This window comes from Amycolatopsis roodepoortensis (genome assembly GCF_024628825.1).
Taxonomy (GTDB): Bacteria; Actinomycetota; Actinomycetes; order Mycobacteriales; family Pseudonocardiaceae; genus Amycolatopsis; species Amycolatopsis roodepoortensis.
The window spans coordinates 5936489-5962550 of record NZ_CP102415.1 but is presented as its reverse complement, the minus strand read 5'-3'; the positions used below and the strand labels follow the sequence as shown (position 1 = coordinate 5962550).

At 66.0% G+C, this 26062-nt stretch carries 28 protein-coding genes and 3 pseudogenes; 12 read left to right on the top strand and 19 right to left on the bottom strand.

The window, feature by feature from the left end; all coding sequences use genetic code 11:
• Positions 1-202 precede the first annotated feature (202 nt).
• The 3 genes from NQK81_RS28485 to NQK81_RS28475 form a co-directional block, all read right to left on the bottom strand.
• Entirely contained in the window at positions 203-2350 is a 2148-nt protein-coding gene (locus NQK81_RS28485) for a terpene synthase family protein (RefSeq protein WP_257483969.1), read from the bottom strand.
• 105 nt (positions 2351-2455) lie between these two features.
• Positions 2456-3235 (bottom strand): DUF3800 domain-containing protein, encoded by a 780-nt coding sequence (locus tag NQK81_RS28480; protein WP_257483968.1) that lies wholly within the window; start codon positions 3233-3235, stop codon positions 2456-2458.
• Positions 3236-3267: 32 nt separating this feature from the next.
• On the bottom strand, positions 3268-4059 hold the full coding sequence (locus NQK81_RS28475) for an ArsR/SmtB family transcription factor (protein ID WP_257483967.1): 792 nt from the start codon (positions 4057-4059) through the stop codon (positions 3268-3270).
• 131 nt (positions 4060-4190) lie between these two features.
• On the opposite strand from NQK81_RS28475, the gene NQK81_RS28470 reads away from it, so the two are divergent.
• The gene (locus NQK81_RS28470; RefSeq protein WP_257483966.1) at positions 4191-4562 is read left to right on the top strand and encodes a hypothetical protein; all 372 of its coding nucleotides are present in this window, start codon (positions 4191-4193) and stop codon (positions 4560-4562) included.
• A 994-nt stretch (positions 4563-5556) separates the two neighbouring features.
• Complete coding sequence (gene tcmP / locus NQK81_RS28465) at positions 5557-6801, top strand: three-Cys-motif partner protein TcmP (protein WP_257483965.1); 1245 nt, start codon at positions 5557-5559, stop codon at positions 6799-6801.
• 4 nt (positions 6802-6805) lie between these two features.
• Here the strand turns inward: tcmP and NQK81_RS28460 are convergent, their stop codons facing one another.
• Positions 6806-7552, bottom strand: coding sequence for a DUF5131 family protein (locus tag NQK81_RS28460; protein WP_257483964.1), 747 nt, complete (start codon positions 7550-7552; stop codon positions 6806-6808).
• A 73-nt stretch (positions 7553-7625) separates the two neighbouring features.
• On the opposite strand from NQK81_RS28460, the gene NQK81_RS28455 reads away from it, so the two are divergent.
• Complete coding sequence (locus NQK81_RS28455) at positions 7626-7973, top strand: helix-turn-helix domain-containing protein (protein WP_257483963.1); 348 nt, start codon at positions 7626-7628, stop codon at positions 7971-7973.
• A 255-nt stretch (positions 7974-8228) separates the two neighbouring features.
• Here NQK81_RS28455 and NQK81_RS45545 read toward each other — a convergent pair whose 3' ends face one another.
• On the bottom strand, positions 8229-8621 hold the full coding sequence (locus tag NQK81_RS45545) for a hypothetical protein (protein ID WP_443092887.1): 393 nt from the start codon (positions 8619-8621) through the stop codon (positions 8229-8231).
• 105 nt (positions 8622-8726) lie between these two features.
• Here NQK81_RS45545 and NQK81_RS45540 point away from each other — a divergent pair.
• From NQK81_RS45540 to NQK81_RS28425, 7 genes and pseudogenes are all read left to right on the top strand, one after another.
• Positions 8727-8861, top strand: a pseudogene (locus tag NQK81_RS45540) (DUF4396 domain-containing protein); the annotation flags it as partial.
• Positions 8862-8916: 55 nt separating this feature from the next.
• Positions 8917-9360 carry an alpha/beta fold hydrolase gene (locus tag NQK81_RS45460; protein ID WP_371878918.1) on the top strand — a complete coding sequence of 148 codons (444 nt, stop codon included), beginning with the start codon at positions 8917-8919 and terminating at the stop codon, positions 9358-9360.
• Positions 9357-9707, top strand: coding sequence for a hypothetical protein (locus NQK81_RS28445; RefSeq protein WP_257483962.1), 351 nt, complete (start codon positions 9357-9359; stop codon positions 9705-9707). The genes NQK81_RS45460 and NQK81_RS28445 overlap by 4 nt, the downstream gene beginning before the upstream one ends.
• Before the next feature lie 51 nt (positions 9708-9758).
• Entirely contained in the window at positions 9759-10520 is a 762-nt protein-coding gene (locus NQK81_RS28440; RefSeq protein WP_257483961.1) for a class I SAM-dependent methyltransferase, read from the top strand.
• A 723-nt stretch (positions 10521-11243) separates the two neighbouring features.
• Positions 11244-12302, top strand: a complete 1059-nt coding sequence (locus NQK81_RS28435; protein WP_257483960.1) for a C40 family peptidase — start codon at positions 11244-11246, stop codon at positions 12300-12302.
• Positions 12303-12338: 36 nt separating this feature from the next.
• Positions 12339-12701 carry a BlaI/MecI/CopY family transcriptional regulator gene (locus NQK81_RS28430; protein ID WP_257483959.1) on the top strand — a complete coding sequence of 121 codons (363 nt, stop codon included), beginning with the start codon at positions 12339-12341 and terminating at the stop codon, positions 12699-12701.
• Positions 12698-13639: a M56 family metallopeptidase gene (locus NQK81_RS28425; protein ID WP_257483958.1), complete on the top strand. Its 942-nt coding sequence runs from the start codon at positions 12698-12700 to the stop codon at positions 13637-13639. Before NQK81_RS28430 ends, NQK81_RS28425 begins: the two co-directional genes overlap by 4 nt.
• Before the next feature lie 12 nt (positions 13640-13651).
• On the opposite strand, the gene NQK81_RS28420 is transcribed toward NQK81_RS28425, so the two are convergent.
• Complete coding sequence (locus NQK81_RS28420; protein ID WP_257489871.1) at positions 13652-14104, bottom strand: cation transporter; 453 nt, start codon at positions 14102-14104, stop codon at positions 13652-13654.
• A gap of 198 nt (positions 14105-14302) precedes the next feature.
• On the opposite strand from NQK81_RS28420, the gene NQK81_RS28415 reads away from it, so the two are divergent.
• Positions 14303-14647 carry a WD40/YVTN/BNR-like repeat-containing protein gene (locus tag NQK81_RS28415; RefSeq protein WP_257483957.1) on the top strand — a complete coding sequence of 115 codons (345 nt, stop codon included), beginning with the start codon at positions 14303-14305 and terminating at the stop codon, positions 14645-14647.
• A gap of 12 nt (positions 14648-14659) precedes the next feature.
• On the opposite strand, the gene NQK81_RS28410 is transcribed toward NQK81_RS28415, so the two are convergent.
• Positions 14660-15172, bottom strand: coding sequence for a DUF2269 domain-containing protein (locus NQK81_RS28410; RefSeq protein WP_257483956.1), 513 nt, complete (start codon positions 15170-15172; stop codon positions 14660-14662).
• Positions 15169-15396 carry a hypothetical protein gene (locus NQK81_RS28405; protein WP_257483955.1) on the bottom strand — a complete coding sequence of 76 codons (228 nt, stop codon included), beginning with the start codon at positions 15394-15396 and terminating at the stop codon, positions 15169-15171. The genes NQK81_RS28410 and NQK81_RS28405 overlap by 4 nt, the downstream gene beginning before the upstream one ends.
• Positions 15397-15473: 77 nt before the next feature.
• Here NQK81_RS28405 and NQK81_RS28400 point away from each other — a divergent pair, with 77 nt between their 5' ends.
• Positions 15474-16043, top strand: a complete 570-nt coding sequence (locus tag NQK81_RS28400) for a TetR/AcrR family transcriptional regulator (protein WP_257483954.1) — start codon at positions 15474-15476, stop codon at positions 16041-16043.
• 321 nt (positions 16044-16364) lie between these two features.
• Here the strand turns inward: NQK81_RS28400 and NQK81_RS28395 are convergent.
• The 11 genes and pseudogenes from NQK81_RS28395 to NQK81_RS28345 form a co-directional block, all read right to left on the bottom strand.
• Positions 16365-16861: pseudogene (locus NQK81_RS28395) on the bottom strand (MFS transporter); the annotation flags it as partial.
• Positions 16862-17329: 468 nt separating this feature from the next.
• On the bottom strand, positions 17330-18580 hold the full coding sequence (locus NQK81_RS28390) for an MDR family MFS transporter (RefSeq protein WP_257483953.1): 1251 nt from the start codon (positions 18578-18580) through the stop codon (positions 17330-17332).
• The gene (locus NQK81_RS28385; RefSeq protein ID WP_257483952.1) at positions 18577-19728 is read right to left on the bottom strand and encodes a PLP-dependent cysteine synthase family protein; all 1152 of its coding nucleotides are present in this window, start codon (positions 19726-19728) and stop codon (positions 18577-18579) included. The genes NQK81_RS28390 and NQK81_RS28385 overlap by 4 nt, the downstream gene beginning before the upstream one ends.
• A gap of 137 nt (positions 19729-19865) precedes the next feature.
• On the bottom strand, positions 19866-20294 hold the full coding sequence (locus NQK81_RS28380; RefSeq protein ID WP_257483951.1) for a hypothetical protein: 429 nt from the start codon (positions 20292-20294) through the stop codon (positions 19866-19868).
• A gap of 236 nt (positions 20295-20530) precedes the next feature.
• Complete coding sequence (locus NQK81_RS28375) at positions 20531-20665, bottom strand: DUF305 domain-containing protein (protein WP_257483950.1); 135 nt, start codon at positions 20663-20665, stop codon at positions 20531-20533.
• Between the two features lie 184 nt (positions 20666-20849).
• The gene (locus NQK81_RS28370) at positions 20850-21473 is read right to left on the bottom strand and encodes a methyltransferase family protein (protein ID WP_257483949.1); all 624 of its coding nucleotides are present in this window, start codon (positions 21471-21473) and stop codon (positions 20850-20852) included.
• Between the two features lie 50 nt (positions 21474-21523).
• Positions 21524-23313, bottom strand: a pseudogene (locus NQK81_RS28365) (heavy metal translocating P-type ATPase).
• A gap of 263 nt (positions 23314-23576) precedes the next feature.
• Entirely contained in the window at positions 23577-23939 is a 363-nt protein-coding gene (locus tag NQK81_RS28360) for an ArsR/SmtB family transcription factor (RefSeq protein WP_257483948.1), read from the bottom strand.
• A gap of 76 nt (positions 23940-24015) precedes the next feature.
• Positions 24016-24645, bottom strand: a complete 630-nt coding sequence (locus NQK81_RS28355; protein ID WP_257483947.1) for a vitamin K epoxide reductase family protein — start codon at positions 24643-24645, stop codon at positions 24016-24018.
• Positions 24642-25319 carry a DsbA family protein gene (locus NQK81_RS28350; protein WP_257483946.1) on the bottom strand — a complete coding sequence of 226 codons (678 nt, stop codon included), beginning with the start codon at positions 25317-25319 and terminating at the stop codon, positions 24642-24644. The genes NQK81_RS28355 and NQK81_RS28350 overlap by 4 nt, the downstream gene beginning before the upstream one ends.
• Before the next feature lie 250 nt (positions 25320-25569).
• A complete protein-coding gene (locus tag NQK81_RS28345; RefSeq protein WP_257483945.1) occupies positions 25570-26007 on the bottom strand; it encodes a hypothetical protein in 438 nt (145 codons plus the stop codon).
• Positions 26008-26062: the final 55 nt, after the last annotated feature.

Below are 26062 nucleotides of genomic sequence, written 5' to 3'. Positions count from 1 at the left end.
GTTGCTGTCGCGAAAGCCACTTTCGGGACACCTGACGTCGCGAAAGTGGCTTTCGCGACACGTCCGGGGTGGCAGCGTGGCAGCCCACACGCCGGGCCCCATGTTGCGAAAGTGGCTTTCACAACCCTCAACGTTGCGAAAGTGGCTTTCGCAACACGCCCGCCGCCAGCGGCCCGCGACACGCCCCACCACCAGCGACCACTCAGCGCACCCCGCTCCCGATCCGCCAGGCCGACATCCCGATCCCGCTCGGCACGAGCGAGAACGACGGCGGCTCCGTGGCGCGGACACGTTCCAGCTCCACCGGCGTGTACCGCACGCATTTCCGGTGCCATTCCAGGATTCCGGCCATCCAGTCCTTGAGGTGGTCCGCGTAGCCGGTCAGGGCCGCACGGACGTCGTCGCCGAGCCCGAGGTCGTCGCACATCCGCGGCAGGCCCTCGCCGTCGAGCTGCTCGAACTGCTCCAGCCGCGCGTTCATCAGCCGGGCGGCGATGTCGCGGGCCTCGATCCGGTCCACCTCCAGGAACCGTTCGACGACGTACACGAGGTTGTGCACCTCGCCCTCGTACTCGATCTCCTTCTGGTACGAGAACAGGTCGTTGGCGAACGCCGCGTAGTCCTGCGCGGCGGTGTCGAGTTCGGACAGCACCCGGTTCTGGAAGAGTTCCGGCGGCAGGACGTCGCCGAGTTCGAGGAGCGCGAGGCTCTTCGTCAGGTCGGATCCGAACGTCCGCCGCCGCATCTCCACGTAGTCGACCGGGTCGGGGACCCGGTTCTGCGCCTGGTTCCCCACCTCCCACACCCAGCTCGCGGTCATGCTCTCGACCGCCCGCCGGAACCCCGCCCGCCCACGCGGGGTCAGCGGCCCGGCGGTGCGATCCCACAGGTCCGCGAGGCCTCGCTCGATCGGGTTCGACGGTTTCGGCACCGGCTCGCCGTCGAGGGGCATGAACAAGGAAAGCCGGTCACTGCACAGTTTTGCGGCGATCGCGTCCCGTTTCGCGCCGAAGACCAGCGGGAAGTAGTCGTCACCGTAGGTACCCCAGGTGAGCCAGTCGGTCGACAGCTTCAGCCGTTCGAAGTCCGCGTCCGCGTCGATCATCGCGGCGCAGTGCGCCAGGTCGATGCCGAGATACCGGCGCTCGTCCCACACCACGTCGTCGAACATCCCCATCTCGCGCGCCCAGCCCGGCCCGTACTCGCGGGCGGCGGCGAGGTGAGGGCTGATGCGCACGGGGTACGGCATACGGAATTCCGGCAGGGGCAGCTGCCCGACCTTCGCGAACGGCGGCGGCGCCTGCTGCCGCACCCGCTGAACGAGGCCAAGCCCATTGCCACCGGAGGCCGCCCCTTCGTTCATGTACCGGCTCGACCGCACGTGCCATTCGTGCCCGCCCGACTGCCAGTCCTGCAGGCCCTTGACGTAAAGGCCGACCGCGATTTGCTCGGACAGCGAGACGTCGCGTTCGGCCAGCAGCGCGGGGACCTCGACGAGCGCGGTGTTCTCGAACTGCTGCAGGCGCGAGGTCAGCAGGTCGTTGGTGAGATCGGCCGCCTCCTGCGTCGGAAGATCGAGGAACTTCTCGAAGACCAGGACCGCGTTGGAGTTCTCTCCCTCTTCACGTACTTCGCGTTGGTAGGAAAAGAGATCGTTGCGAAGGTGGACGGCGTCGGCGAACGTGTCGCGCAGGACCTCCATCGGCCTGGTCGCCGCGATCCCGTCCGGCACTTCGGCGCCGACGGCGTACTCGATGAGGTTCGCCGACCACGGCGCCCCGCCGACCCGGCGCCGCATCTGGACGTATTCGATGGGGTTCGCGATCCGGCCGCGGTCGATGTTGTCCAGTTCCCAGAGCGATTCGACCATCAGGTTGTGCGTACTGGTGACGAAACGACGGCGCCACGCCTCCGACATCGAGGGAATGGTGCGCGCCCAAAGGTCTTCGAGTCCGGCTTCGGCGGGATTCCCCGGCTCCGGCGACGTTTCCCCCGGCCCGGTCATGAACAGTTCCAGGCGGTCCAGATAAGCCTTCGCACCCTCGATGTCCCGGGTGTACTTGAATTGCGCGAGGAAATCGTCGTCGAAGAAGAACACCCACACGTACCAGTCCGTGACCAGATCGAGGGACGGCCCGTCACAGTCCGGATGGGTGTGCGCGCAAAGCAGCGCGTAGTCCATTTTCGCCAGTGCCTGTTCCGTCCAGACGACGTCACCGGACGGCGATGGGGAATCGAGCATCCCCATTTCCCTGGCCCAGGCCATACTGTGCGCTCGCGCCGCTTCGAGGTGCGGATTCATCCTGGCCGGATGCGGCACGTAGAACTCGGGCAAGGTGAAAGCCTGCATCTGCGACTGCCTCCCGGGCCGGTGTCGGATCCTTTCCGACGTTTCCAGCCCGCCGCCGCGCCGGGCAACCGTCCAGCCGAGCGATTCGGTGTGCCATGGAGTGAATCAGTCCCAGAGGGACGCCGGATCGACATAGGGCGCGAGCATTCCGGCCAATTCCTCGTCGCCGTTCCCGTTCAATTCGTCCTCGGCGATCCGGCGGGCGACACCGGCCAGGAAATCGGCGGCCTGCACCCGGGGATCCGTCCGTGAATCCACGAACTTCACCCCGGCCAATCCCGGTGTGGACTCGATCCGGGCGAGCCGGTCCCCTTTGAGCGACGGTTGTTCGTCGTGGACGAGAAAGACCTGCTCCCCGCCCTCGCTCCAGTACTCGACGGCGCGGAGGATCGCGGGCACCAGCGGATCGAGGATCTTGGCGTCCCGTGCCGCGGCGACCTTCGCCCTCAATTCCGCGGTGTCCCCGGCCATCGCGAAGAACGACCCCGCCGCCGGATCCCGGCGGTTCCTGGTCCGCAGCACGTCGTTGAACGCGGCGAGGAGTTCGTCGTCCGGCTGCATCTCCGGGCCGGCGAGGGCGCGGAGTTCGTTCGCCAGCAGCCGTTTCTTGTCCACGAGGTACACGTGGGCTCGCCCGTGGACCGGGCCGAGCGGCCCGAGGAACCATTCGAGGACACGCCGGTGCTTCGTGCGAAGCAGATGGTTCGCCTTGTACTCGACCGCCGGCGAACGGATCCTCCGCCGCAGTTCGACCAGGCAGGCGGCAGCTTCTTCGGGACTCAGCCGGACCCCGGCGTGCGCGAACACGTCGGTCTCCCCGCCGATCAGTTTCTCGCCCTCGGACCCGGACTCGTCGCAGGCGATCTCCAGGGGCACGCTGCGCATCGTGCCCGATCACCCCGGCGACGTCGACCGGGTTACGCGGGGTCGGGCAGCGGCTCACCGGTCTCGAGCAGCGTCTTGAGGCTCGACAGGATGGACGGCCAGCCGCCCTTGACCATCTCCAGCGCGGTGCTGCCCGGGTCGAAACCGTCGTGCACCACGGTCAGTTTCACCGTGTCACCGACAGGCTCGAGATCGAAGGTGACCTTCGACCGCGATTCCGCCTGGAGCTTCGCCAACACGTCGTCGTCGAGCCCCACCGACTTGGCGAATTCCGGCGTGAAGGTGTGCCACGTGTAGGACAGCCGCCGGTACGGATCGGCTTCGAGGACGACCTGTTCGGGGTCCTCCAGTTTCACGCCGAGCTGCTCCCAGGCCATCGTCGACCCGGGCTTCCAGTCCGAAGTGAACTCGCAGCCCCAGTACCGCTTGGTGAAGGCCGGATCGGTGAGCGCCCGCCACAGCCGCTCCGGCGTCGTCCTGATGTAGCTGGTGTACACGAATTCGTCGGTGCTCATGGGTTCCTGCTCCAATGCCTTCTTGAGGTCGGCGAGCGCGTCGACGCGGCCCTGGTGGTAGCGGTCGATCCAGCGCTCGGCGATCGCGTTGATCGGCTCCGCGTTCACGTAGTGCAACTTCTCGCGGCCACGACGCACCGTGGTCACCAGATTCGCCGCTTCCAGCACGGCCAGATGCTTGCTGACCGACTGCCGCGCCATGTCCAGCCCCGCGCACAGCTCACGCAGGGTCTGCCCGTTGCGGGCGTTCAGGTCGTCGAGCAACCGGCGACGACTGGGGTCCGCCAATGCCTTGAAGACCTCGTCCATGCCGCTCTCCCTGATATGCAGCCTCTTGGCTGCCTTTGCAGATTAGGCAGCCACCCGGCTGCATGTCAAGCGGTCACGTTTCCGACGGCTCACTCGTCCAGGTGGTGACACGACCATTCGAAGGAGCTCACATGCCGACCCCGTTGCGCGTCGCGATCGCCGTGCAGACCCTGGCCGTCTTCCTCACCCCGATCTCGGCCGGCATCCTGCTGACCGTGCCGAGTGGCCACACTCTGCACAGCGCCACGGCCTACACGCTGTTCGTCGTCTCGACGCTGCATGTGCTCATCGCGATCCTCGTGTGGCGACCGGGCGGCGGCTCCGCCAAGCCGATCCTGCCCGCGGCCGTGTTCCTCGGCCTCACGCTGGCGCAGGTGTTCCTCGGGATCGCACACGTGACGGCGGTCCACGTCCCGCTCGGCGTCCTGCTGTTCGGCTTCAGCCTCGTGCAGCTGAGCCGGATCCGCCCCGCACGGGAAGCGGCGGTCACCGCGGCGCCTTGAGAACGGCGGTGAAAGGGAGCCGCCAAGGGGGCTCGAACCCCTGACCTTCTGTTTACAAGTCCACAACTTGGCTATGTCGGCATGTGCCGCGCGGTGCCAGATTCTGTCGATTCGTGCAGGTCAGCGCAACCTTAGACCGGCGTCGAGTGTCGCGCCGTGCTAAGCCGTATCAGGCTCTACTTCGGCAACGGAGCCCAATCGGAGACGGCGTGGGCCATGCGACGCATCCGACCCACGGCCGCGCCCATGTTGTTGATATCCGTCAACGTTGGCGGTGCGTGACGAACCAGATCGAGCTGAACAGGACCGGGCTCACCGTCAGGCCGGCACCGGCGGCATGGTTGCGCTGGTGTTCCGGGGCGCCGGCAGCGGTCTACCGAGCACGATGTCTTCGAGCGACGTCTCACCCAGTTCTCCGTCAAGCACCGTCGAGCAACCCGGCTCCGACATACCCACAATCCGCCACGGAACCTCTGCACGCTCGCCCGACGCAGTCAAGTTGGGGTGACAATCTGGCCCCTCTCTACTCGTCGGTTGCGAGCCCTCGGGCCCGCCAGTCGGATGTTGAGCACGAAATCTGGTCAGCGAGCCGCCACCGGGCCGTTCGCGCAGCCAACCACAACGGGTGGTTCGTCGGTGAATTCGCTGCCGCGGGGTTGGCGCCGCCCGGGTCGTCCACCGACAGGCTGTAACGAAGCGTGCTTCCCGCCCGGCTCGGCCACCGAGTCAGGTTGCAGAGAGCTTCAACAAGCTTCGGGAGGGCGGAACAGCAGCCCGCGAGGCGCGCCTCGGCGGCCGTCGGCGAGCGGGCTGAGGATCTGGGCGATCGCTCCGTCGTTAGTGCGGCACAGGAGATGGCCAAGCTGACCGGAGGCCAGTCACCCCCGGCTCGTAACCCTGAATGCGCTACGCGCGACTTTCACCCAGTCAGAGGTAAGTGATCACCGTCACCCTCTGTCAACGTTGAACTACAGCGACAAAGAGGGGCTCTCCTGTGACGGCGAATGACTTATTTTTCCAGCGTAAGCAAGCTGCTGCTGTACTGAAGCACGGTGTGCTGATGCGGTACCCGCCGGTCTTCGCCACGATGACCGGGTCCACCAGTGACGGAGGGCGCGTGGTCTACCTTGATGGCTACGCGGGCCCTGGACGGTACGAACCCGAGGGTGACGAGACAATCGGAGCACCAGGGTCTCCTCTGTTAGCTGTGCGCAGTGCGACAACGATCGCGCAGTGGTCTCGCGACCTTCATTGCATTTTTATCGAGCGAAATCCTCAATACGCGGAGAACCTGCGGCGAGTTCTTAACGAAGAAGCCAACGCGGGCCTAAACTTCGACGTTCTAAAGGGAGATGTCCAGGATCAACTCAACGAAGCACTTGCCCTAGTCGGGAAATCTCCTCTGCTCACATTTCTTGACCCGTTCGGAACCGCGCTCCCTTACGAGGCGATGACCGAACAACTGATGGGGCGAGACAGCGACCTCAAGACTGAAGTACTGCTGAACCTCAACCTTGAGATGGTGTGGCGTATCGGCGGACTTCTCACCGGCAAGGAGAGCGACCCTGAACGAACCAAGTCCGGCAGTTCGGCAACACTCGAACGCATCGACGCGTTCCTTGGCGGCGACTGGTGGAGAGAGACCTTCACGGCAGCCAGGGAATCAAAAGAACCTGGGTCCGCAGCTCGAGCCGCACACACCGTTGCGACCGAGTTCTGCCGCCGCGTCCTGGCCGCGACGGGATTCCAGTCGTTCTCTGTGCCGATTCGAAGGCGACCGCATCACCCTCCGCTTTTCCTCTTGATTCTCTTCTACCGGCACCAAGCAGCTCCATACCAGTTCAACGAAGCCGTCTCAGGGGCAAATGCCGAATGGCGTGAGCATTTTCGCCAGGCGGATCTCTCCGAAGACCTGGAACGGCGTCGCAACGAGGAGGACCCAGACCTCTTCGGCGAAGATCTCATCGTCACGATGTCCGAGCAAGAAGCAAACAGCATCGAAGCCAAGCTTGAGGATCAGTGGGTGGCCACAATCACCACGAACATCACGACCTTGCTCGATAAGACCTCGGCGCTACGGATAGAAGCGTCCTTCGCCGACATTTACGGCAAAACGCTCGGACTCGCTCGCGAGAAGCATCTTCGACGCGCTTGGGACCAGTTGTATGACGCAGGACTTGTCCTCAAGCGAGACAAGGCTCAGAAGATAAGGCGGCTGACGATCAACCGGGTGATCTAGCAAATCAGGCCGAAGCCGCGACTGGCATTTCGTCCCAGAGGCGCCCGTCGAGCTCACGGCCACCAGCCTTCGGCGTCCGCCCACCCCACTGCTTGTGAAAGAACGGGACGCCCGAGATCTGGCAGCTGTCTCGGATGTCTCGAACCCAGTTGCGGTCGAGTTCGCGCGCGTTCGGTCCTGACTCTCCACCAGTGATGACCCAGCCGATGCCGTCGAGGTTGAGGTTCGGGAGTGGGCCGAGCAAGGGCTCACAGGAGAGGAAACGAACCGATGCGGGGACACCGCGAAGATCATCAATGCGGGACACCTGCGTGTCGTCTTCGACACTTACTCCCATCCATAGGTTCGGAGGCCAGTCAAGCTGGTCTGCGAGCTTGCGCAGTCGCACCGAACGTTTCGTCAACACCTGATAGGTGTGCTGTGGTGTTTCGGCGATGACCTCGAAGACCCTCCGCACAAACGCCAGCGGCACGCGGGCATGAAAGAGATCACTCATCGAGTTGACGAAGACGACGCGCGGGTTCCGCCAGCGGTAAGGCTGTCGCAACGTGCCCTCGTGCAGCGCCACCCCGAAGCCTGGTCCGGATGTACGAGGATCACCATCGGTCTGATACTTGTCGGCTCCCATCGCTTTGAGCCGCTTGGCAAGTGCTAGCGCGTAGCAGTTGTCGCAACCAGCCGAAACCCGGTCACAGCCTGTGGTCGGGTTCCACGTTGCTTCCGTCCACTCGATCGACGAACGGTCACTCATGCTGGTCTCCAACCCTGTCTACTGGCGTCCACTTTACGGGATACCCGTAACGGATACCACGTATCCTGACAGCATGTCGGAAGATCGTTTGGGGAACCTGCGTGCGCTGTCGCAGGCAGCGTTCGGACAGCGGTATCGGCTCGAGTTGATGCTCGCCGTTGCGGATTCCCCAGATGGCATCGTGTGCCTCACGGACCTCGCGCGTTCGCTCGACATCTCGATCAGCAACCTCCAACAACCGCTCAAAGCCCTGGTGACGACCGGCCTGCTGTCACCTCTTCCGGTTACCGAGTCACGGAGAAAGTTCTACATACGGAATCCCAGTTCAGCCTGGGCTTGGGCCAGCGAACTGGCGAACGATGTGTCACCAGTCGACAGAACCGCCCATCGCGAGGAAGGCGAGATAACCCGAACAGACTGAGCAGATCAGGCCCGCAAGGCCGCGCCTAGCTTCCACATTGGGTAATTCGCGTCCTCACCCCGCAGGTTCGCACGCCAGGTGAACGCTTGGCCGCCTCGCCGCCGATACGCCTCCAACGAGATGCGTGGACTGCTTCAAGTGGCTAACCACGGCCAAGGCCAAGCCTTAGACTGCAAGTAAGAGACCAATGCGTGCCTACGGCTCTCGACCTGGTTGGGTACGACTTCGGATGGCGGCGTGTCCTCAGCTGTCCGCTCAGAACTGACTATCGCGCGATTTCTCGGCGGAAAGAGCTCGGTCCAGGAGATCGAAGCGCAATGCTTCCTGGGGAACGGCTTCGCCATCAGTCAGCAAGCTGAACGCTCGCTCCCGTGCACGGTCCGGAAGCCAGTTGGTCAGCTCGCCTGCCCGTTGCGGTTCGACCTTCACTCCCGGCCGCGCCGGCTGTTCCACCAGCAAGGTCCAGAGCGCTGCCGCAGGCCCCGCGGGAATCCCGAGCCGATTCGCGATCCCGCACGCGGTCGCCGCGATCTCCAGGCCAGCGGCGTCGAGGTCACCGAGGTAGTCCAGCCGGGTTATCTGGAACGGAAGAGTCGGCAAAGACTCCAGCGGCGCGGTGTTACGCCCTTGGATCCACGCGACCGCCACCCAGGGCGGTGCCGGATGCGCACGGAGGACCCGGAGCAGGCCCCGGAAAGGTGCGTGGTTCTCGACGCAGACCACCGCCCCAGGCGCGCCGACGGAAGCCGTGGCGGGCTCCCAAGTGAGCTGTTCTCGGACGCGCTCGCGTTCGCGCTGGCCGTGGCGTTCGTGCTCACCACGCCGGTGAACAAGTGGCTCATCGGTCGAGGAGCCGGACACGCCGTGGTGCACGCCTACCACCACTGACCCGCCACGATGGAAGCCTTCACCTTCCACGGAGCCGACGGCTGCCCACTTCACGCTGCTGCCGTCGGCCACGGGCCGGTCTGCGTGCTTCTGCACGGGGGCGGCCCGGACCACGAGAGTCTCCTCCCGCTCACCCGGCGGCTCGCGGATCGCCACACCGTCGCGCTTCCCGACGTCCGCGGCTACGGCTGCAGCGTGTTGCACCGGTCCCAACCAGCACACCTGGGCTCAGTACGCCGACGACGTCGTCTCCCTCCTCGACCACCTGGGTGCCGGGCAAGCCATCGTCGGCGGCACCGGACTCGGGGCCACGATCACCTTGCGCGCCTGCGTGCAGCATCCCAGCCGGATCCGTGCCACCATCCTGATCAGCGTCGAGGACATCGAAGGCGACGCTAAGCAGGCGGAGATCGAATTCATGGACGCGGTCGCCGAGGGGTCCGCACCGAGGGCATCGAGGCGGCCTGGTTACCGATCCGGCCCTCCCTCGCGCCCGTGATCGGCGCCCTGGCCCAGGACGCGATCCCGCGATCCGACCCGGCCAGTGTCGCCGCCGCGGCGGCCATCGGCAGCGACCGATCGTTCTACTCCGTTGACGAGCTCGCCGCGATCACCGTCCCCACGCTCAACTTCCCCGGCATGGACGAGCGGCATCCCACCGCGCTCGCCGAGGAGGCGGCCAACATCACCCCGGACGGCCACCTCGCTCCCCTGTCGATGCCCACAGGTCTGCGCGACGCGGGAGGACCTCGCCACGGCCGTCGCGCCCGCGATACGCCGGGTTTCTGGCCGAACACGTCCGCGTCTAGGGGTTTCCCGACCTGCTCCACTACCCTCTATAGTTGAACCCTGCGGCTGGATCACCACGGATCCACCTCAGGGTAGGAGCAGGCCAGCATGATCGTGCATCGCCTGAAGCGAACCGTCCGGCCCCTCGAAACCACGTTGCAGCGCGCGCTCGCGACAGCGGGCGCCGGGCACTCTGAGTCGAAAATGGTCGCCGACGCCGATGCCTACTGTTCGGCTCCGACCGCGAAGCGGTGGACGGGAAACTCGCACTGGCGCGGCTCCGACACATTCGACGGCAACGACCTGTGGCACCGCATCGGAACCGAGCACTACGCGAGGTTCGAACGCGCCGCGCGCACTGCCGAATTCACCCGGCCCTGGAACCGGATTGTCGAGTGGGGCTGCGGCGGAGGCACCAACGCCACGGTCTTCGCCCCGCGGTTCCAGGAGTTCGTCGGCGTGGACATCACCGCCGAAACCCTGGCCGAATGCGCGAACCAAGTCACGGAGGTGTGCGACACACCGTTCAGCCCAGTGCGGATCAGCGTTGCCGAGCCGGAATCGGCCCTCCAGTCCATCTACCTGGAGTCGTGCGATGCGTTCGTGTCCTTCTACGTGTTCGAGCTGATTCCAACCCCGTCGTACGGAGCGCGCCTGTTGCGCATCGCCCACCAACTACTGGCGCCGGGCGGACTGGCGTTGATCCAAATCAAGTACGACGACGGACGATGGACGTCACGCTCCCGGATGCGCGGCTACCGGGAGCAACATCGCGGGAACCACCTACCCGATCCACCGCTTCTGGGAGCTTTCCGCCCGTTGGGGATTCACACCGCACACGGTGGAGTTGGTTCCCCGCAACGAACTTGACGAACGATATGCCTACTTCACCTTGATTCGATGACCACCTGGTCTCAGAATCGCGCCCGGAACCCTGCCGTGAGCCCTGAACGCGGGCCGCGTACGAACAGGTGGCCACTGACAGTATGAAGCGCCTACTACGCCCAGAAAGTCCAGTTAGCTAGTCCGCTGGCCACAATATCCGTCGAGGTCACATCCAGCACAATACTACTATGACTCTTCGTAGGCATACGAGGCCGACCTGTCGAGCGAAGGCGCCGTGGCGCGCACCTGCCCCTACTTGGCCAGAGCCTCGGCATACCTGCTGGGGAGCCTCGAACCGCACGAGGAGAGCTCTTTGCGGCGCCACATCAGCTCTGCATACCGTGCCGCCGCGAGGTAGACGAGCCGACTTCGGTAGTGCAACTTCTCAGGCCGACCCCGCCGAAGGCGCCACGGGCGGCTGACATCGACATAGACCAGGGCCCGGCGGTCGTTAGTACTATTCGCGATAGCAGCAAGGTGCAGGGTCAGATCATCGCTCCAGGGCTTTCGCGATCACTGTAACCCAAGTCACCGACCCAGGCCTTTTCGCGGCCACTTGCAGGTCCGGGCTCACCGAACACTCATCACTACCCCGCTAGTACTAAGGGTAATAGTGGACAGGGCGGGCTCGTGACCCTACTGTGACCGCCGGGCCTTCGGGGCGGTCCACCATGACGCACGTTTCGCACGACAGGAGATCCAGTACCCGTGACACCGCACCGGCGTCGCTCCATCCGGCATCCTCTCGCCGCCACCGCCGCACTCATGGTCATCGCTCTCGGCACCATCCCCGCGAGCGCGCAACCAGCACCTCCACCCGCCGGTAGCCAGGATCCGATGCAGCGCTACCAGGAACTCGGCGCCCAGGCCTCGAACGCGGACGAGGACCTGCTCGAGTCACAGGACCGGCTGAGGACTCGCGAGGCCGACCGCGACAAGGCGAAGGCCGCTTTGGATCAGGCCAACAGCAACACCGCCAAGGCGGAGGCGGACGTCGCGGCCTTCCGTCCCCAGGTTGACGCGATCGTCCGTTCCGCGCTCAGCGGACAGCAGCTCAGTGGCGCGGTCGCGTTGCTGGACAGCGGTAACAGGCAGGAGTACCTCGACCGCACCGCCGCGCTGTCGGTGCTGGCCGACAACCGGGGCAAAGCTCTGAACGGCTTGCGCGAGGCGCTCACGAAGGCCGAATCGTCGCGAACCGCCGCCGCGGACGCACAGGAGATGGCGCAACTGGCGGCGAACGACGCGGCCTGGGCGGTGGAGCAGGTCAGCACTCGTAAGAAGGACCTCAACGTCCAGATCGCGAAGGTCCGGGAGGCGCTGAACGATCTGCCGTCGTCGGACAAGGCGAAGCTCGGCAAGGTGCAGGACAACGGGTCCTACCTCGGGCCACCCGGAGCGGCGAACAACGCCCTGCAGGCCGCCCTGTCCAAACGGGGCTCCGAGTACGAATGGGGCGCGACGGGACCGGGCGAGTTCGACTGTTCCGGGCTGACCTCCTGGGCCTACAAGCAGGCCGGCGTCAACATCCCCCGCACCAGCCGCCAGCAGTACACGGCGGGCAAGGCCGTGGCGCTCGACCAGCTCATCCCCGGCGACCTGGTCTTCTACGACGACGGAACCGACAACCCGGGTGCGATTCACCACGTCGGTATGTACGTCGGCGGTGGCAAGATGGTCGACGCGCCGACGGAAGGGCAGCTGGTCGACGTTCGATCCGTCAAGGGAGACGGGCACCTCATGGGAGCACGGCGCATCGTCGGCTGATCCCGGCGCAGGCAGTATCCTGCTCACGGAGGTGCCATGCAGGGATTGGGCGAGCTTGAAGCGTCGGTGATGGACGTGCTCTGGAACTCATCCGAACCGATGCGGGTCCGTCAGGTACTCGACGAGCTCAACAAGCGACGCGACCTGGCGTACACCACGGTGATGACCGTGCTGGACAACCTGCACCGCAAGGAGCGGGTCGTCCGCGATATGGAGAACCGCGCCTACTACTACCGGCCTGTGACATCCCGTGAGGAAGCCGCCGCGCAAAGTCTTCGCGACCTGCTCGACTCCGTCGAGGACAGGGAATCGGTGTTGCTGCATTTCGCCCGCTCGGCGACGGAGGAGGAGACCGACATCCTTCGCCGGGGGTTGCGCCGGAAGTCCCGCAAACGATGATCCTCGCAGCGGCGCTCCTGCTCGGGGCCGTGGTGATCGGCTGGTGGTCGCCACGGGCGCTGAGCAGGCTGACCGCCGCGGGGATCAGCCCCGGCACGGCCATCGCCTGGTGGCTGATGACCGCCATGGGGGTGCTCGCTGGAACCCTCGCCGGGGTGCTGCTCCTCGTGCTGCCAGGCCACGGGCCAGCCGAAGCCATCACTGAGGCACTCCACGACTGCTGGGCCGCGGTCAGCCATGACGGTCTGCCCGCCCTCGATCCCATCGTCGGAACGGTCGCGAGCGTCGTGCTGCTGGCCGCCGCGGGCCGCTTGGCCATGGCGTCGGCCGGACGCCGTCGGCGTAGCAATCTCCTACACCAGCGTCATCTGGACGCGCTCCGGCTGGTCGGTGTCCGTGATCCCCGGCCGATCCCGACGCTGTGGCTTCCCGACGACCAGCCGATCGCGTACAGCCTCGGCGGCCGCCGGGCCCTGATCGTCGCGAGCAGGGGCCTGGCGGGCCGTCTGTCGGAGCAGGAACTGGCTGCTGTACTGGCCCACGAACGCGCCCATGTCCACGGTTGTCACCATCTGCTGACCGGCTGCGCCGAGGTCGTCGGCCGGACTTTGCGGTTCATTCCGCTCATGCGCACGCTACCCGCGGCCGTCCAGCTGCTCGTCGAACTCGCCGCCGACCGGACCGCCGCCAGCCAGTGGGGGCCGGAGCCGGTCCGTTCGGCGCTGGTGTCCATACGGTCCGCGGACGGGCCGCGTCGCGCGCTGGCCATGGCCGGCGGCGACACCGCCATCCGGCTGCAGCACCTCGCCGAACATAGGAACGGCGAGCGGTTTTCTGCCCGGCTCACGGCTGTCGTAGGCGGTGCGACGGCACTGCTGGCGCCTGCCTTGTTCGCTGTCGGCCTGTTGGCCGCGGCGAGCCTGATCTCCTGCGCGTGACGTCGCGCCGAATCACAGGGACGACGCGCGGTAGCCGAGTTCGTCGATAGCGCCGATCACCTCGTCGGCGGTACACTGACTCGGATCCAGTTCGACGATGCTGCGCCCCTTTTTCACAGTGGTCTGGGCACTGTGGACTCCGGGGAGATCCTCGAGTGCGTCGTCGATGAGCAGCGCGCAGCTGCCACAGTCCATGCCCTCGACGCGGAAGACGTGAGTCGTGGTGGCCATGTGGACTCCCCTGCCCATGCCGCAGGAATAGCCGATCCGGCCGGGGCGCAGCACTCCCAGGTCGATCTTCGTCTCCCCCTTGGCCGGCAAGATCTTCTCGACGTCCCGATCGGGAATGATGAACGACCGCACGCAGCCCTGCGCGTTTTCGGACTTCACGACCAGCATGGTGGGCACTCCTGCGCTGGCCTTGACATTTTCTGGACTGCAGGAGCCAGTGCGGGCCGTGATCACCACGGTCTGCTATCCGTCCACAGTGGATGCTGCGGAGGTGTCGGACGGTCCTTCGGATGCTCCGACGGCTTGAGCTACCCGGCTGGCGGCGCCGGCCAGAGCGGACCCGGAGGTCAGGGCGAGCGCCTCCACCGACTGGCGGACACTCTCCCCCGAGGGCATGGTGGTTTCCACGCGCTCGAGGCGAAGCACGGCGAGGTGTACGGCTACGACAGCCAGTCCGGCCAGGTCCTGGTATCCACCGACCACACGACTTGGGACCGGCGTGCCCGGGTCGCACTCGCCGACTTCGCCATTTCACCGGCCGATCCGAATCTGATGCTCGCGACCACACAGCAGAACCTTGCCCGAAGCGCCGACGGCGGCCGCACCTTCACTCCGGCCGCCGCTGCGCCCCTTGTTCAGCTACTGGACTGGCCGAAGGCGACGACACTCGTCGGCCTCGCGACCGGATCCGGGGAGATTCATGTCGCGACCGACAACGGCATCCACACCTCGCGCGACGGCGGCCGAACCTTCACGATGCGCGTTCCGATGAGCTGACCGGTACGAAGGTCATGGTGCCTGAGCAGCGCGGCGGTCCTGCTGCCTGCGCCAGCCATAGCGCGTCAGACCTCGGGGTTTGAACACCGACAGGATCGTGGCTGCGATCAACACCACCAGGCCACCGAGGGAATGGGGCAGCGAACCGGGCAGCAGGCGAGGATCGGCGCCAGTGGCCGCGATTTCCGCCAGTGCGTCGATTGTCCTCAACTCCATCAGCAGCACGATCGTGGCGACGACGGTGAGGATGAGCTTCACCAGCACCCAGTAGTGGCGGAACAAACCCCATGACGTGCCCAGCGCGTTGAGAATCCCGACCAGCACCGACGCGAGCGCCAACGGAAGAATCACGCTCCATGCGATCACTTTCATCGCGAGGAACGCAGCGCGCACGGTCGGGATATCTTGGCTGATCACCGCCGTGAGATCGAGGGCGAGGTAAGCGACGACCGCGCCGAGCCAGCCGACCGACGTCATGACATGAGCGGTGAGCACGACCTTGCGGGCAGGCGGCGACAGGGTCATCCGCGGTTCTCTATGCCAGGCGAGGGATGAACGTTCGCGACTCCGGCGGACACCGAGCCGCCTCCACGCAGATGGCGTCCGGGGCCGTGCTCGCCACCGAAGCCGGTGATCTGCAAGATCAGAAAAACCACAATCAAGATTCCGATGATGATCGCCGGCACCTTCACCCAGCGAGGCATGCGCGGCCGTTCATCGTGGCCGGGCCGGCGAGGCGGTTCGGTCATGTCCGCATCCTTTATCAATACACTATGTCTATGACGCCACATAGTGTCACAGCAAGGCCATGACGTATAGTCGCGAGGTGCCGAAGCTGTGGAATGAGACGATCGAGGCGCACCGTCGCGAGGTACGCGAAGCGATCCTGGACGCCACCCGGGCTTTGACCACCGAGCGAGGGCTGCTGTCGGTGACGATGTCCCAGATCGCCGAGCACGCAGGCATCGGGCGAGCGACGCTGTACAAATACTTCCCGGACGTTAAGGCGATCCTGCACGCATGGCATCACCAACATGTGGTGGCCCACCTGGAACATCTTTCGGCCCTGCGCGCCGAGTCCAGCGACCCCGGGGAGCAGCTGCGGGCGATCCTCAGCGCCTACGCGCTCATATGCCACCAACGAGCGCGCCACGCCGCCGAACTCTCGGCCCTCCTGCATCAAAGCCAAGACGTCGACCAGGCACAGCACCAGGTGCACGACTTGATCAGCGAAGTGCTGGCCGAGGTCGCTCAAACCGGCGCCCTTCGGGATGACGTCCCCGTCGACGAACTCGCCACCTATTGCCTGCACGCCCTCGCCGCGGCGGCCGACTTGACTTCAGAGTCCGCCGCCCACCGGCTCGTCACGGTCACCCTGGCCGGACTTCACTACTAGACGCCCGAGCGGAAAGCCCTTCACACCAAGACATCACGCCGGACGAGGTCCTATTTGAACACTGCACCACACCCAGCCCCGCTCCGGCAGGATATCTGGACCGGTTCCGGCACCGCCGATCGCAATGTGGCCCATGCGACCCGATATCAGCCAAGGCTCTCACGGTGGACTGCGTCGTCCCACAGCGAAGTACACGATGAACATCCTTGCGGTGCGCGTGGCGAAGGCGACGGTGTCGGCGTTTGCGCCAACTGCGTACGCCGTCTCCCGCGCTGCCCGCGCGTTCAAGCCTGCGAGCTCTGGCGAACGGGCTTGCCGGGCCTACTGTCTTCTCTGGGGCTCACCGCACTGCCGCCGTGTCCTGCCCGTTCCCTTCTCTACCGGCGCCATGGCCGGCTGCCGAAGAGTGACCAGGGCAAGCAGGGCATTGACCACGGCGATACCCGCGGCACCGAGGAAAGCCGCCGAAAACCCGTCGGTCAGCGCGATCGGGTTACCGAGCCCTCCTGCGCCGAAGGACACGCCGACCGCGCTCATCGCCGCCAGCCCAAGCGCCGAGCCGACCTGGTACGACGGTGTTGACGATGCCGGCCGCCAGACCGCCTTCCTCGGGCCGCGCACTGGAGATCGCCGTGCCGAGCGACGGGATAGGCCAATGCCCGTCCGAGCGCGGCGACCAGCGACGCGGGCAGCACGTCGACGATGAAGTTCCCAGCGGGGCTGACGAACGAGAGCCACACCAGGCCCGCGGCCAGTGCGAGCAGACCGCCGAAGATCATCGCCTTGAACCCGAACCGCGCGATCAACCGCGGCGCGACCGGCCCCTTCGGCCGGGGGAACGGTGCGCTCCTATCGTCCTTTATACCTATTGGAGGTACCCTTGTTTACCCGCCAGGGATATCCGAGCAAGTGTCGCCACTCCCAGATCGATACCCTGACAAGGTACCCTCGCAGGGTATATGACATGGCGACTTAGTCACATACTCAGAGCAGAGACGTGACACGGCGACCGCCATCGCCCCAGAGATCGCCGGGTCCGTCGAACTCGCCGCTCACCACTCCGAGCCCACCGACATAGCCGCCTTGCCTACTACCATAGATAGTAGGCATGGCTTCGAGCGCCCTCACCTTCCGGCTCAGATCGGAATTTCGGCGTCCGCGTGCCGCCGACTACGACGACGTATAGTATTGCGCCCGGCACCGTGTGCCGTGTCCCGCGCCGGCCCCTCCCCCTCGTCCGGTGCGGGATGGGTGGGCGCGGGTTCAGCCCGCGCCCACCACTTTCCCTATGCGGGAACCAGATCGCCGCTGAGTCGTCGGCTCCGGTCGAGTCGGCGTAGTCCGACCGCGCAGACAACGCCGAGCACGGTCAAGCCCAGCCACGGAATCTCCGGCCAGCCCGCTCGGCGGGCCAGGTCGAAAACACTTCCGGTGAAGAAGTTGCCGAGCAGAATTCCCACGCCGACGATCGTGTTGTAGAAGCCGTAGTGCGTGGCGACCAGCCTAGTGCCAGACAACCGAACAACGGTGTCCATCTCGAAGGGGAAGATGACGACAGTACCCACCGCCAGCAAGCCTGCCGAAACGAGCAGCCCGATCCCCGCCGTGACGGGCCCGAAACGAGCGACGATCAGCGGCGCGATGAACGCCGCCGCCATGAGTGACATCCCGATGGCCAGGCAGGTGCCTGGTGACCACCGACCGCGAAACCATGCGGTGATCTTCAGCTGACCGGCGATCGCCAGCCCACCGGATACCACGAACAGGCCCGCGATCAGGGCCGTGCTCGCAGTCTCGGAGCCCGCGATCCGGCGCGCCTCCATCGGCAGGGCCAAGTACGTCTGGAAGGACAGCACGTAGGAGCCGATCATCACGAGGGCGAACAGCACGAAGGTGCGATTCGCCGCGACGGTACGCCACTCGGCCAGCACCGATGGCCTTTCCTCCGACTGAGGGTCCGCGGACTCGTGCTTCGGCAGCGCGCGCACCTGGATCACGGTCAGGACACCGAAAACCGCAGCGGCGACCAGGCAGGTCAGCCTGAAGTCCACCGCTGTCAACGCCAGCCCGACCACCGGCCCGGCGAGAATTCCGCCTTGGTAGAACACGTTGAACACGGAGAAGGCTTCCAGCCTGCGTTCGCCGGAGTCCGCCGCCAGGTACGCGCGTACCGCTGGGTTGAAGAGGGCGCCGGCGAAGCCGGTGGCCGCGGAGGCGATGATCAGCGTCGGCAGGGACGACGTCACGCTCAGCAGGGCGAATCCCACCGTCCGCAGTACACAGCCCGCCACGATCAACGGCTTGTACCCGAACCGGTCCGCCAGTGTTCCCCCGAGCAGGAACATGCCCTGCTGGGAGAAGTTGCGAACACCCAGCACCAGGCCGACCGCCCAGCCCGCGAGTCCGAGCGGTCCCGACAGGTACCCGGCGAGGTACGGCATCAGCATGTAGAAGCCGACGTTGATAGTGAACTGGTTGACCATCAACAACTTGCTCGGCCGATCGAAGGACCGGAACTTCTGGAGAAGCTGAGTCACCGCGCAGACCCTGCCAGGGCAGAGGAAGCAAGCGCTTCCGTGGTGGGATCGGCCACGGCGCGGCACCGGGTCCAACGCTCCACGATTTTCTCACCGGGATGGGAAATGACCTCCGGCTCGGCCGGGGGCGGGACGTCGAGCAGTCCGTGATCCAGGCAGTATTCGTCGTTGTAGACGGTGTCGAAGTAGCGCTGCGGGCCGTCCGGGAAGATCGCCGCGATGCGGACATCGGGGTCCTGCGTGCGAGCCAGCCAGGCGGCGACAAGCGCGACCGCACCCACGCTCCACCCTCCGGTGGCGTATTGGGCGGCGGCCAACCGGCGGCAGGTCCAGACGGCCTCGGCCGGAGCGACCCAATGGACCTCGTCGAACGCGTCGTAGTCGACATTGCGCGGATGGATGCTGGACCCGAGCCCGCGCATCAGGCGCGAGGTGGCCGGCTGCCCGAAGATCGTGGAGCCGATCGTGTCCACTCCGACCAGCCGCAGATGCGGGAAGTAGCGCTGGAGACTCCGGAAGGTCCCCGCGGAATGCCCTCCGGTACCGACCGAGCACACGAGAATGTCGATGCGGCCGAGTTGCGCGGCGAGTTCGTCGGCCAGCGAGGCGTAGGCGGCGACGTTGTCAGGGTTGTTGTACTGATCCGGGCACCAAGCACCGGCATCCTCGTCGAGCAACTGCTGGACGCGATCACGGCGTGCCTGCTGCCAGCCGCCTGTCGGATGCGGTTCGGTGACGAGCTCGACCCGGGTGCCATGAGCGGTGAGCATGCGCCGGACGATGGGCTCCATCCCCGGATCCGTGACGAGGGTGACCGGGTGACTGTGGACGATACCGGCCAGGGCGAGCCCCAGCCCCAGCGTGCCGCTGGTCGATTCGACGATCGTGGCACCCTCCTCGAGGTCGCCGCGAGCCTTGGCCTCACCCACCATGTGCAGCGCGGGCCGGTCCTTCATCCCACCAGGGTTGAACCCTTCGAGCTTGGCCCAGAACCCTTTCCCTGAACCGGAGAGCTGCTCGTCGATCCACAACACCGGGGTGTTGCCGACCGCGAGAGCGGGAGACACGCAGCGAGCAGCCGTGCTGAGCAGTCGGGACGGCGAGATCGACGCGTTGAGCGACCGATCAGGCGGAAGCAATACGTTCATCAACGGTGGTCTTTCTATGGTGTGTACGCGAAAGGAAAGGTGCGGTCCGGTCTTCCGGGCGCGACAGCCACCCCCTGGACCACCCTTCTCAGGTGGTCCGGGCTGTCAGTGGTCGCGATACGGAGATACGGACGCGATCAGGTGCGTGACACACACAATTCGACGAGAATCCGTTGTCCACGCCGGTCAAGCTCGACGTGTCGTTGATTACCGTGAACGGCAGCCGAACTGCCGAGATAGGGGAACGCCGAATTCAGCGTCCCCGCCGGCGAATGCTCCTGTGGGGCCGGCGCTCCGTCGCCGCCGCGCGCCGCGACGGCGAACAGGGAGCGGGAATGCTCGTGCCCTCCGTCGTCAGGGCACGGCTCATCATGCGATCCCGGCAGCACGGGCACCGATTCCGAATGAGATTCATGTGAGGCGAAATGGTCCTCACCGCACGTCTCGATCTGCATACCCGCCACAACCAGTGCGCCCAGCAGCAGGACAACAAATGGTTGACGAAGAGTAGCGAGAAAGACACTCACAGTGCGCCACTGTAGCAAAAAATAGTCGTTGAGGGCCACGAGATCGCAAGGGAAAAACCACCCGAATCACCAAAGGGGCGATCAGGCGCCTTCCTTCCACTGATCGGGACATCGCCCGAACGTCGAATTCATCTCTTGTCCACGGTGACGCCACCGCACGTCAGTCCTACTAGGCGGCGTCGTAGCATGGCTGGCTTTGGAGGGTCAGCAGTGAACACCGAGGGCGCCGTCCACCAGGTGGGGGTGGCGAACGTTCGCCACCCCCACCTGGTGGATCAGGACTGGCCGAGCAAGCCCTTCATCTCGTCGATCTCCGTCTGCTGGACATCGGTGATCTTCTGAGCGAGCGCTTTGACCTCGACGTTGCCGCCCTGGCTGATTTCGGACTTGGCCATGTCGTCGGCGCTCATCATTCCGATCATCGACGCGCCACTACTGGCACTCGGCATCGTGTGGCCGCTGGGCATGCCCGGCATGGAGGTGGTCGGCGCAGTTGGGGCGCCCAGACGGTCAACGCCTGATTGATCGTCACCACGTTGGCCGTGCCTTCCCTTACAGGTGCAGAAACCCGACCTCGGCCGGCTTCATGCCTCCTTATCCCACAGTGCGCCCCGGCCGGAGACGACCCAGGGTGGGAAGAAATCGGCCGGTACGGGCCGCGTAGTCGCGGTATTCCTGCCCCTGAGAGATAAGGAGGTAGGGCTCTTCGACCGCGCGGACCTGGATTTCGATCGCGGTGATCAGGCAGACCACGCCGGCGAGTGCCACGAGGTTGGGAGCCAGCAAGGCGAGACCGAGGGCGGTGGCGATCATCGCGGTGAAGATGGGGTTGCGGGCGAAGGCGAACGCGCCGGTGGTGACGAGGCCGGTGACTTCGGCACGGTCTACGCCGATACGCCAGGAGGTGCCCATGCTGTGCTGCGCGGCGAGGGTGCCGACGATACCGGCTCCGGCCAGTACCAGTCCGGCGATCCGCGGCGGAAGGGTGTCCAGAACCGGGATCGGGGCGAGCACGCCGATCAGTTGGAGAATCGGCGCGAGGAGCCCCAGAAGCAGGGCGACCACGAACAGTGCGCCTCCCCACCATTCCAGCGAACCCGGCCGTCCGGACACGCCGCGGAAGCCGGTCTCCCCCGTGCTCCGGTAATGCTGCAGGGTCCGCAATCCGAACGCGGCCAGCAGGTACAGCAGCGACAAGCCCAGTGCGATCGCGGCCATCACGATTTCTCCCGTCAGGTCAGGCAAGGTGTCCCAGGCAGCGGCACGGTCTACGTGCGTCTGGCTGGCGGCCTCAAGTCGAGAAGATTGGTACGAGACTCGGCGGCCGCGGGTGACGCACAACAGGCGCAGCCGTCTTGGCCGACTTGCGGCGCTGCCGGAATCTTTTGAGTGGCAACGGGTTCGGGTGTGGGCACGCCGCGAACTGTGCGGAGGCGCCCGGCGCGAACGCCGTTGCCGATGACGAAGACTTCGGCGACTTCGTGGATGAACACGACCGTGGCCAGGCCGAGGATTCCGAACGCCGCGAGCGGCACCAGGGTGAGGACGATCAGCGCGGAGAGCCCGATGTTCTGCAGCATGATCGTCCGCGCGCGCCGGGCGTGCCGAAGGGCTTGTGGCAGGTGCCGAAGATCGGTGCCCATCAGGGCGACGTCGGCGGTTTCGATGGCGACATCGCTGCCCATGGCACCCATCGCGATGCCGACGTCAGCGGTGGCGAGCGCGGGCGCGTCGTTCACACCGTCGCCGATCATCGCGACCGCCCCGCGCTTCCCGGCTTGGAGGCGGGTGATGAGGGCGGCTTTGTCGGTGGGCCGGAGTTCGGCGTGGACGTCGGTGATCCCGGCTTGGGCGGCGAGAGCGGCGGCCGTCCGGCTGTTGTCTCCAGTGAGCATCGCGACCTCGAGCCCGCTTCGCGGAGTTCGGCGACGATCTCGGCGGCTTCGGGACGGAGTTCGTCGCGGATGCCGATCAAGCCGAGAACCGTGCCGCCCTGTTCGATGACCGCGGCGGTGGTGCCGCTTTCCTGCAGGCGCGCGATCTCATCCTCGAGCCCGGTGGCTGTGATCCAGCCGGGTTTGCCCAGTCGAGCCAGGGCACCGTCGACAGTTCCTTCCACGCCGGCGCCGGGGACCGTGGTGACCGAGTCGGCCGGGACGTGGTCCGGGGCGGCAGCGAGGACTGCGGCCGCGAGCGGGTGTTCACTGCGTGCTTCCAAGGCGGCCGCGATCCGCAGCACCCGCTCGGCGGTGACACCGGCGGCGGGGATGATCTCCGTGACGGCGGGGTTGTTGCGAGTGAGAGTGCCCGTCTTGTCGAGCGCGACGATCCGGACCGCGCCGAGGGTTTCCAGCGCGGCGCCGCCCTTGACCAAAACTCCGAGCCGGCTCGCGGCTCCGACCGCGGAAATCACCGTCACCGGCACGGAGATAGCGAGCGCGCACGGCGCGGCGGCGACGAGCACCACCAGCGCGCGTTCGATCCAGGTCGCCGGATCATCGAGCAGCGCGCCCAGCCCGGCGACCAAAACCGCCAGCACCATCACGGCCGGCACCAGTGGCCGGGCGATCCGGTCGGCGAGCCGCTGCCGGTCGCCCTTGCGCTGCTGCGCGTCCTCGACGACCCGCACGACCTTGGCCAGTGAGTTGTCGGCGACCGCGGCAGTGGCCTCGATGGTGAGGACGCCGGTGCCATTGATCGCTCCCGCGAACACCTCGCCACCAGGACCGGCTTCGACCGGCACGGATTCACCGGTGATGGCCGAGGTGTCCACACTGGACCAGCCGTCTCGGATGACGCCGTCGCTGGGAATCCGGTCCCCGGCCCGCACCAGCATCCGGTCCCCGACCCGCAGCTGATCCGGGCTGATGACGCTCTGGATGCCGACCCGCACGACGGTGACCGTCTCCGGCACAAGGGCCAGCAACGCTCGCAGACCGCGGCGGGTGCGGGCCAGCGAGTAATCCTCCAGCGCCTCGCTGAGGGAGAACAGGAACGCCAGCATCGCCGCCTCGGCGAACTGTCCCAAGATCAGCGACCCGGCCAGGGCGATGGTCATCAGGGTTCCGACGCCGATCCGACGACGGCGCAACGCTTTCAGCGTTCCCGGCACGAACGTCCAGCCACCGGCCGCCGCGGCGGCCAGATGCAGCGCGATTCCGACCGGCGTGAAGCCCAGCCAGGTGGCGAGGAACCCGGCCACCAGGAACACCGCGGCAAGACCGGCGAGCTGAATCTCCCGGACCTGCCAGAGCCGCTGCGACGCTTCGCGATCGCCGGTGTCGTGGCCGTGATCGTCGTCAGGACCGCAGCAGATGTCGCTCATACCGGATCCACCCCTGCCTCCAAACCGGCGATCGTCGCCAGCAGCCCGTGTCCGGTGACACTGAGCCGGTACATGACGAGCTTTCCGTCGCGGCGGGACGCGACCAGCCCGGCGGCCCGCAACTGCCGGAGGTGATGGGAAACCAGGCCTTGCGACGAGCCGACGATCCAGGCCAGGTCGCATACGCACAGCTCGTCACCGACGTGCAGTGCGTGCGCGATCCGCAGCCGGGTCGGCTCTCCCAGCGCTCGCAGCCGCTCGGCACGGCGCAGCAGCACATCCTCGTCCGGTAACGCGGTCCGGAGCGACTCCGCGTGGTCGAAGTCGATACAGAGCAGTTCGCAGGCTTCATCACTCACCCACTCAATCTAACGCCCGTTGATATGTTCGGACAAGCGGGTGGGCATGATCCCGCAGATCCTCAACTCGCCAGGATCAGAGCAAGGTCATCCAGTAGTCCCAGAAGGCTTGAAGGACCGCCACGGCGACGGCCAGGTACCAGATCGTCAGAACCACGGTGTGATAACGGGCCAGATGCCGCCCCGCGGCTCGCAGCGATGCGGGGACGGGCAGGTATCCGTGCTGGACGTTGCACAAAGTCGTGTACCAGAAGATCGGGATGGTGACGGCCCACACGACCATGCAATACGGGCACAGCGCGCTGATCTTGTACAGGCTTTGATAGATCAGCCAATGCACGAACACGACGCCGAACGTGGCGCCGGCCTGGAGGCCGAGCCAGAACCATCGGGCGAAGCGTGCGCCGGACAAGGTCCCGACGCCGATGGTGGTGACGACGGCGAACCCGGCGATACCCAGCAGCGGATTCGGGAATCCGAACGCCTCGGCCTGAGGTGTGCTCATGATCGAGCCACAGCTGAGCACAGGGTTGATGCTGCATGTGGGGATGTAGGCGGGATCGCGCAGCAGTGCGAACTTTTCGATGGTGAGGATCATTGCCGCGACGAGGCCGATGATTCCTCCCCCGGTCAGCAACCAGGGCAGCAGGCGGCTGGTGTACGGCGTCGCCAGGTCTTCGGTGGTCGCGTCGGCGGGACGGCTCATTTCGCCAGTTCCCGGTCGATGACGTTCTTGAGGGCGTCATAGGTGGGCCTGCCGGTGAACTTCACGCCGTTGATGAAGAACGTCGGCGTGCCTTCCACGCCGACCTCGGTGCCGTCGGCTTGGTCGGCCAGGACCCGGTCGATGGTGGCTTGGGCGTCCAGGGCCGCTTCGAACGCGGGCATGTCGAGTCCGAGCCGGCGGGCGAAGCCGAGGAACGTGTCACGGTGGGAGACGTCTTGGTCGCCCCACTGCGGCTGGTTCTCGTACATCAGCCGGTACATCGGCTCGAGTTTCCCTTGCCGTCCGGCAGCTTCCACCGCACGGGCGGCGAGTTCGGCGTTGCGGTGACTGGCGATCGGGAAGTACCGCATGACGAAGGTGACTTTGTCGCCGTATTCGGCACGGAGCTTTTCGACGCCGGGGAACGCCGCCCCGCAGGCTTCGCACTCCAGGTCGAGGAATTCGACCACGGTCACCTTGCCGTCGGCAGCGGTGGAGAGGCGGTGGCTGTCCGGACGAACCAGCAACGAAGCGGGCGCGGTGGACGGCCCGCCCGCGGGCCCCGCCTGAGCGGGCCCGGAGGAGCGGTCGGGCAGGTTGAACAGAACGACCGCGGTCACCACCGCGACGACAACGGCCGCCACGGTCAAGGAAACCTTCGTGTTCGGGGTCATGACTTCATCCTTTGCCGATCGAGTTGGGTTGGCAGTAGTCGGTTCAGTTCAGAACGGGGTGCTGGTCACAACCAAGCTCAGACCCCGCAACACCGGCGGGCCGGCCTCGGTGCCGCTGGCCAGCGCCGCAGGATGTGCTTTTGCGAGAGCTACGCGGAATTCAAGCTCCAGCTACGGGACCGAAGCGGAAGCCGACGGCAACGACCCACCGCGAACGACACGGCAAGGCCGGTGCGGTTACTGGCTTCTGCTACGTGCGAAGCACGCAGAGCACAGCGAGACGCGGCGCACGAAGACTGCGGCGCAGTGGCGCGAACAGCGGCCTAGCGCGGGGCGTTGCCTCCGACAACAGGCCAGGTCGCAGCAGGCCGATCACGACGAGCAACACGGCGACCAGGAGAGCCAGGCACAGCTCGACCACGCCGGTCGGCAAGTCCGGCAAGCTCGGCGGCGCCAGCGAGCCATGAGCGTCCAGCGGACCGGCGTCATCCACGATGTCCGGCAAGGCCGGACCGGCGCTCCCGATGGTCGTCATCGTCGAACACATCGGGTCGTGTCCGAGGGCGTGGAACTCATCCGGACACGGCGCGCCCTGCAGGACGATCAGGCCGACCAGCGCTCCGATCACAGCGACCAGCCGTGCGAGCCTTCCTCGCGCGGCTGCTGTACCACTTCGCCTGTCGGGCACGTCACCAGGCTAAAGGGCTCCAGCACCTGCCACCGAAGCCACCCCGAAGACATCA

What these genes read in the sequence shown, in the direction of transcription:
- NQK81_RS28485 (WP_257483969.1), bottom strand. Translation starts at nt 2,350, where the DNA reads ATGCAGGCTTTCACCTTGCCCGAGTTCTACGTGCCGCATCCGGCCAGG.
- NQK81_RS28480 (WP_257483968.1), bottom strand. Translation starts at nt 3,235, where the DNA reads ATGCGCAGCGTGCCCCTGGAGATCGCCTGCGACGAGTCCGGGTCCGAG.
- NQK81_RS28475 (WP_257483967.1), bottom strand. Translation starts at nt 4,059, where the DNA reads ATGGACGAGGTCTTCAAGGCATTGGCGGACCCCAGTCGTCGCCGGTTG.
- NQK81_RS28470 (WP_257483966.1), top strand. Translation starts at nt 4,191, where the DNA reads ATGCCGACCCCGTTGCGCGTCGCGATCGCCGTGCAGACCCTGGCCGTC.
- NQK81_RS28460 (WP_257483964.1), bottom strand. Translation starts at nt 7,552, where the DNA reads ATGAGTGACCGTTCGTCGATCGAGTGGACGGAAGCAACGTGGAACCCG.
- NQK81_RS28455 (WP_257483963.1), top strand. Translation starts at nt 7,626, where the DNA reads ATGTCGGAAGATCGTTTGGGGAACCTGCGTGCGCTGTCGCAGGCAGCG.
- NQK81_RS28440 (WP_257483961.1), top strand. Translation starts at nt 9,759, where the DNA reads ATGATCGTGCATCGCCTGAAGCGAACCGTCCGGCCCCTCGAAACCACG.
- NQK81_RS28430 (WP_257483959.1), top strand. Translation starts at nt 12,339, where the DNA reads ATGCAGGGATTGGGCGAGCTTGAAGCGTCGGTGATGGACGTGCTCTGG.
- NQK81_RS28425 (WP_257483958.1), top strand. Translation starts at nt 12,698, where the DNA reads ATGATCCTCGCAGCGGCGCTCCTGCTCGGGGCCGTGGTGATCGGCTGG.
- NQK81_RS28410 (WP_257483956.1), bottom strand. Translation starts at nt 15,172, where the DNA reads ATGACCCTGTCGCCGCCTGCCCGCAAGGTCGTGCTCACCGCTCATGTC.
- NQK81_RS28405 (WP_257483955.1), bottom strand. Translation starts at nt 15,396, where the DNA reads ATGACCGAACCGCCTCGCCGGCCCGGCCACGATGAACGGCCGCGCATG.
- NQK81_RS28385 (WP_257483952.1), bottom strand. Translation starts at nt 19,728, where the DNA reads ATGAACGTATTGCTTCCGCCTGATCGGTCGCTCAACGCGTCGATCTCG.
- NQK81_RS28375 (WP_257483950.1), bottom strand. Translation starts at nt 20,665, where the DNA reads ATGAGCGCCGACGACATGGCCAAGTCCGAAATCAGCCAGGGCGGCAAC.
- NQK81_RS28370 (WP_257483949.1), bottom strand. Translation starts at nt 21,473, where the DNA reads ATGGCCGCGATCGCACTGGGCTTGTCGCTGCTGTACCTGCTGGCCGCG.
- NQK81_RS28355 (WP_257483947.1), bottom strand. Translation starts at nt 24,645, where the DNA reads ATGAGCCGTCCCGCCGACGCGACCACCGAAGACCTGGCGACGCCGTAC.
- NQK81_RS28350 (WP_257483946.1), bottom strand. Translation starts at nt 25,319, where the DNA reads ATGACCCCGAACACGAAGGTTTCCTTGACCGTGGCGGCCGTTGTCGTC.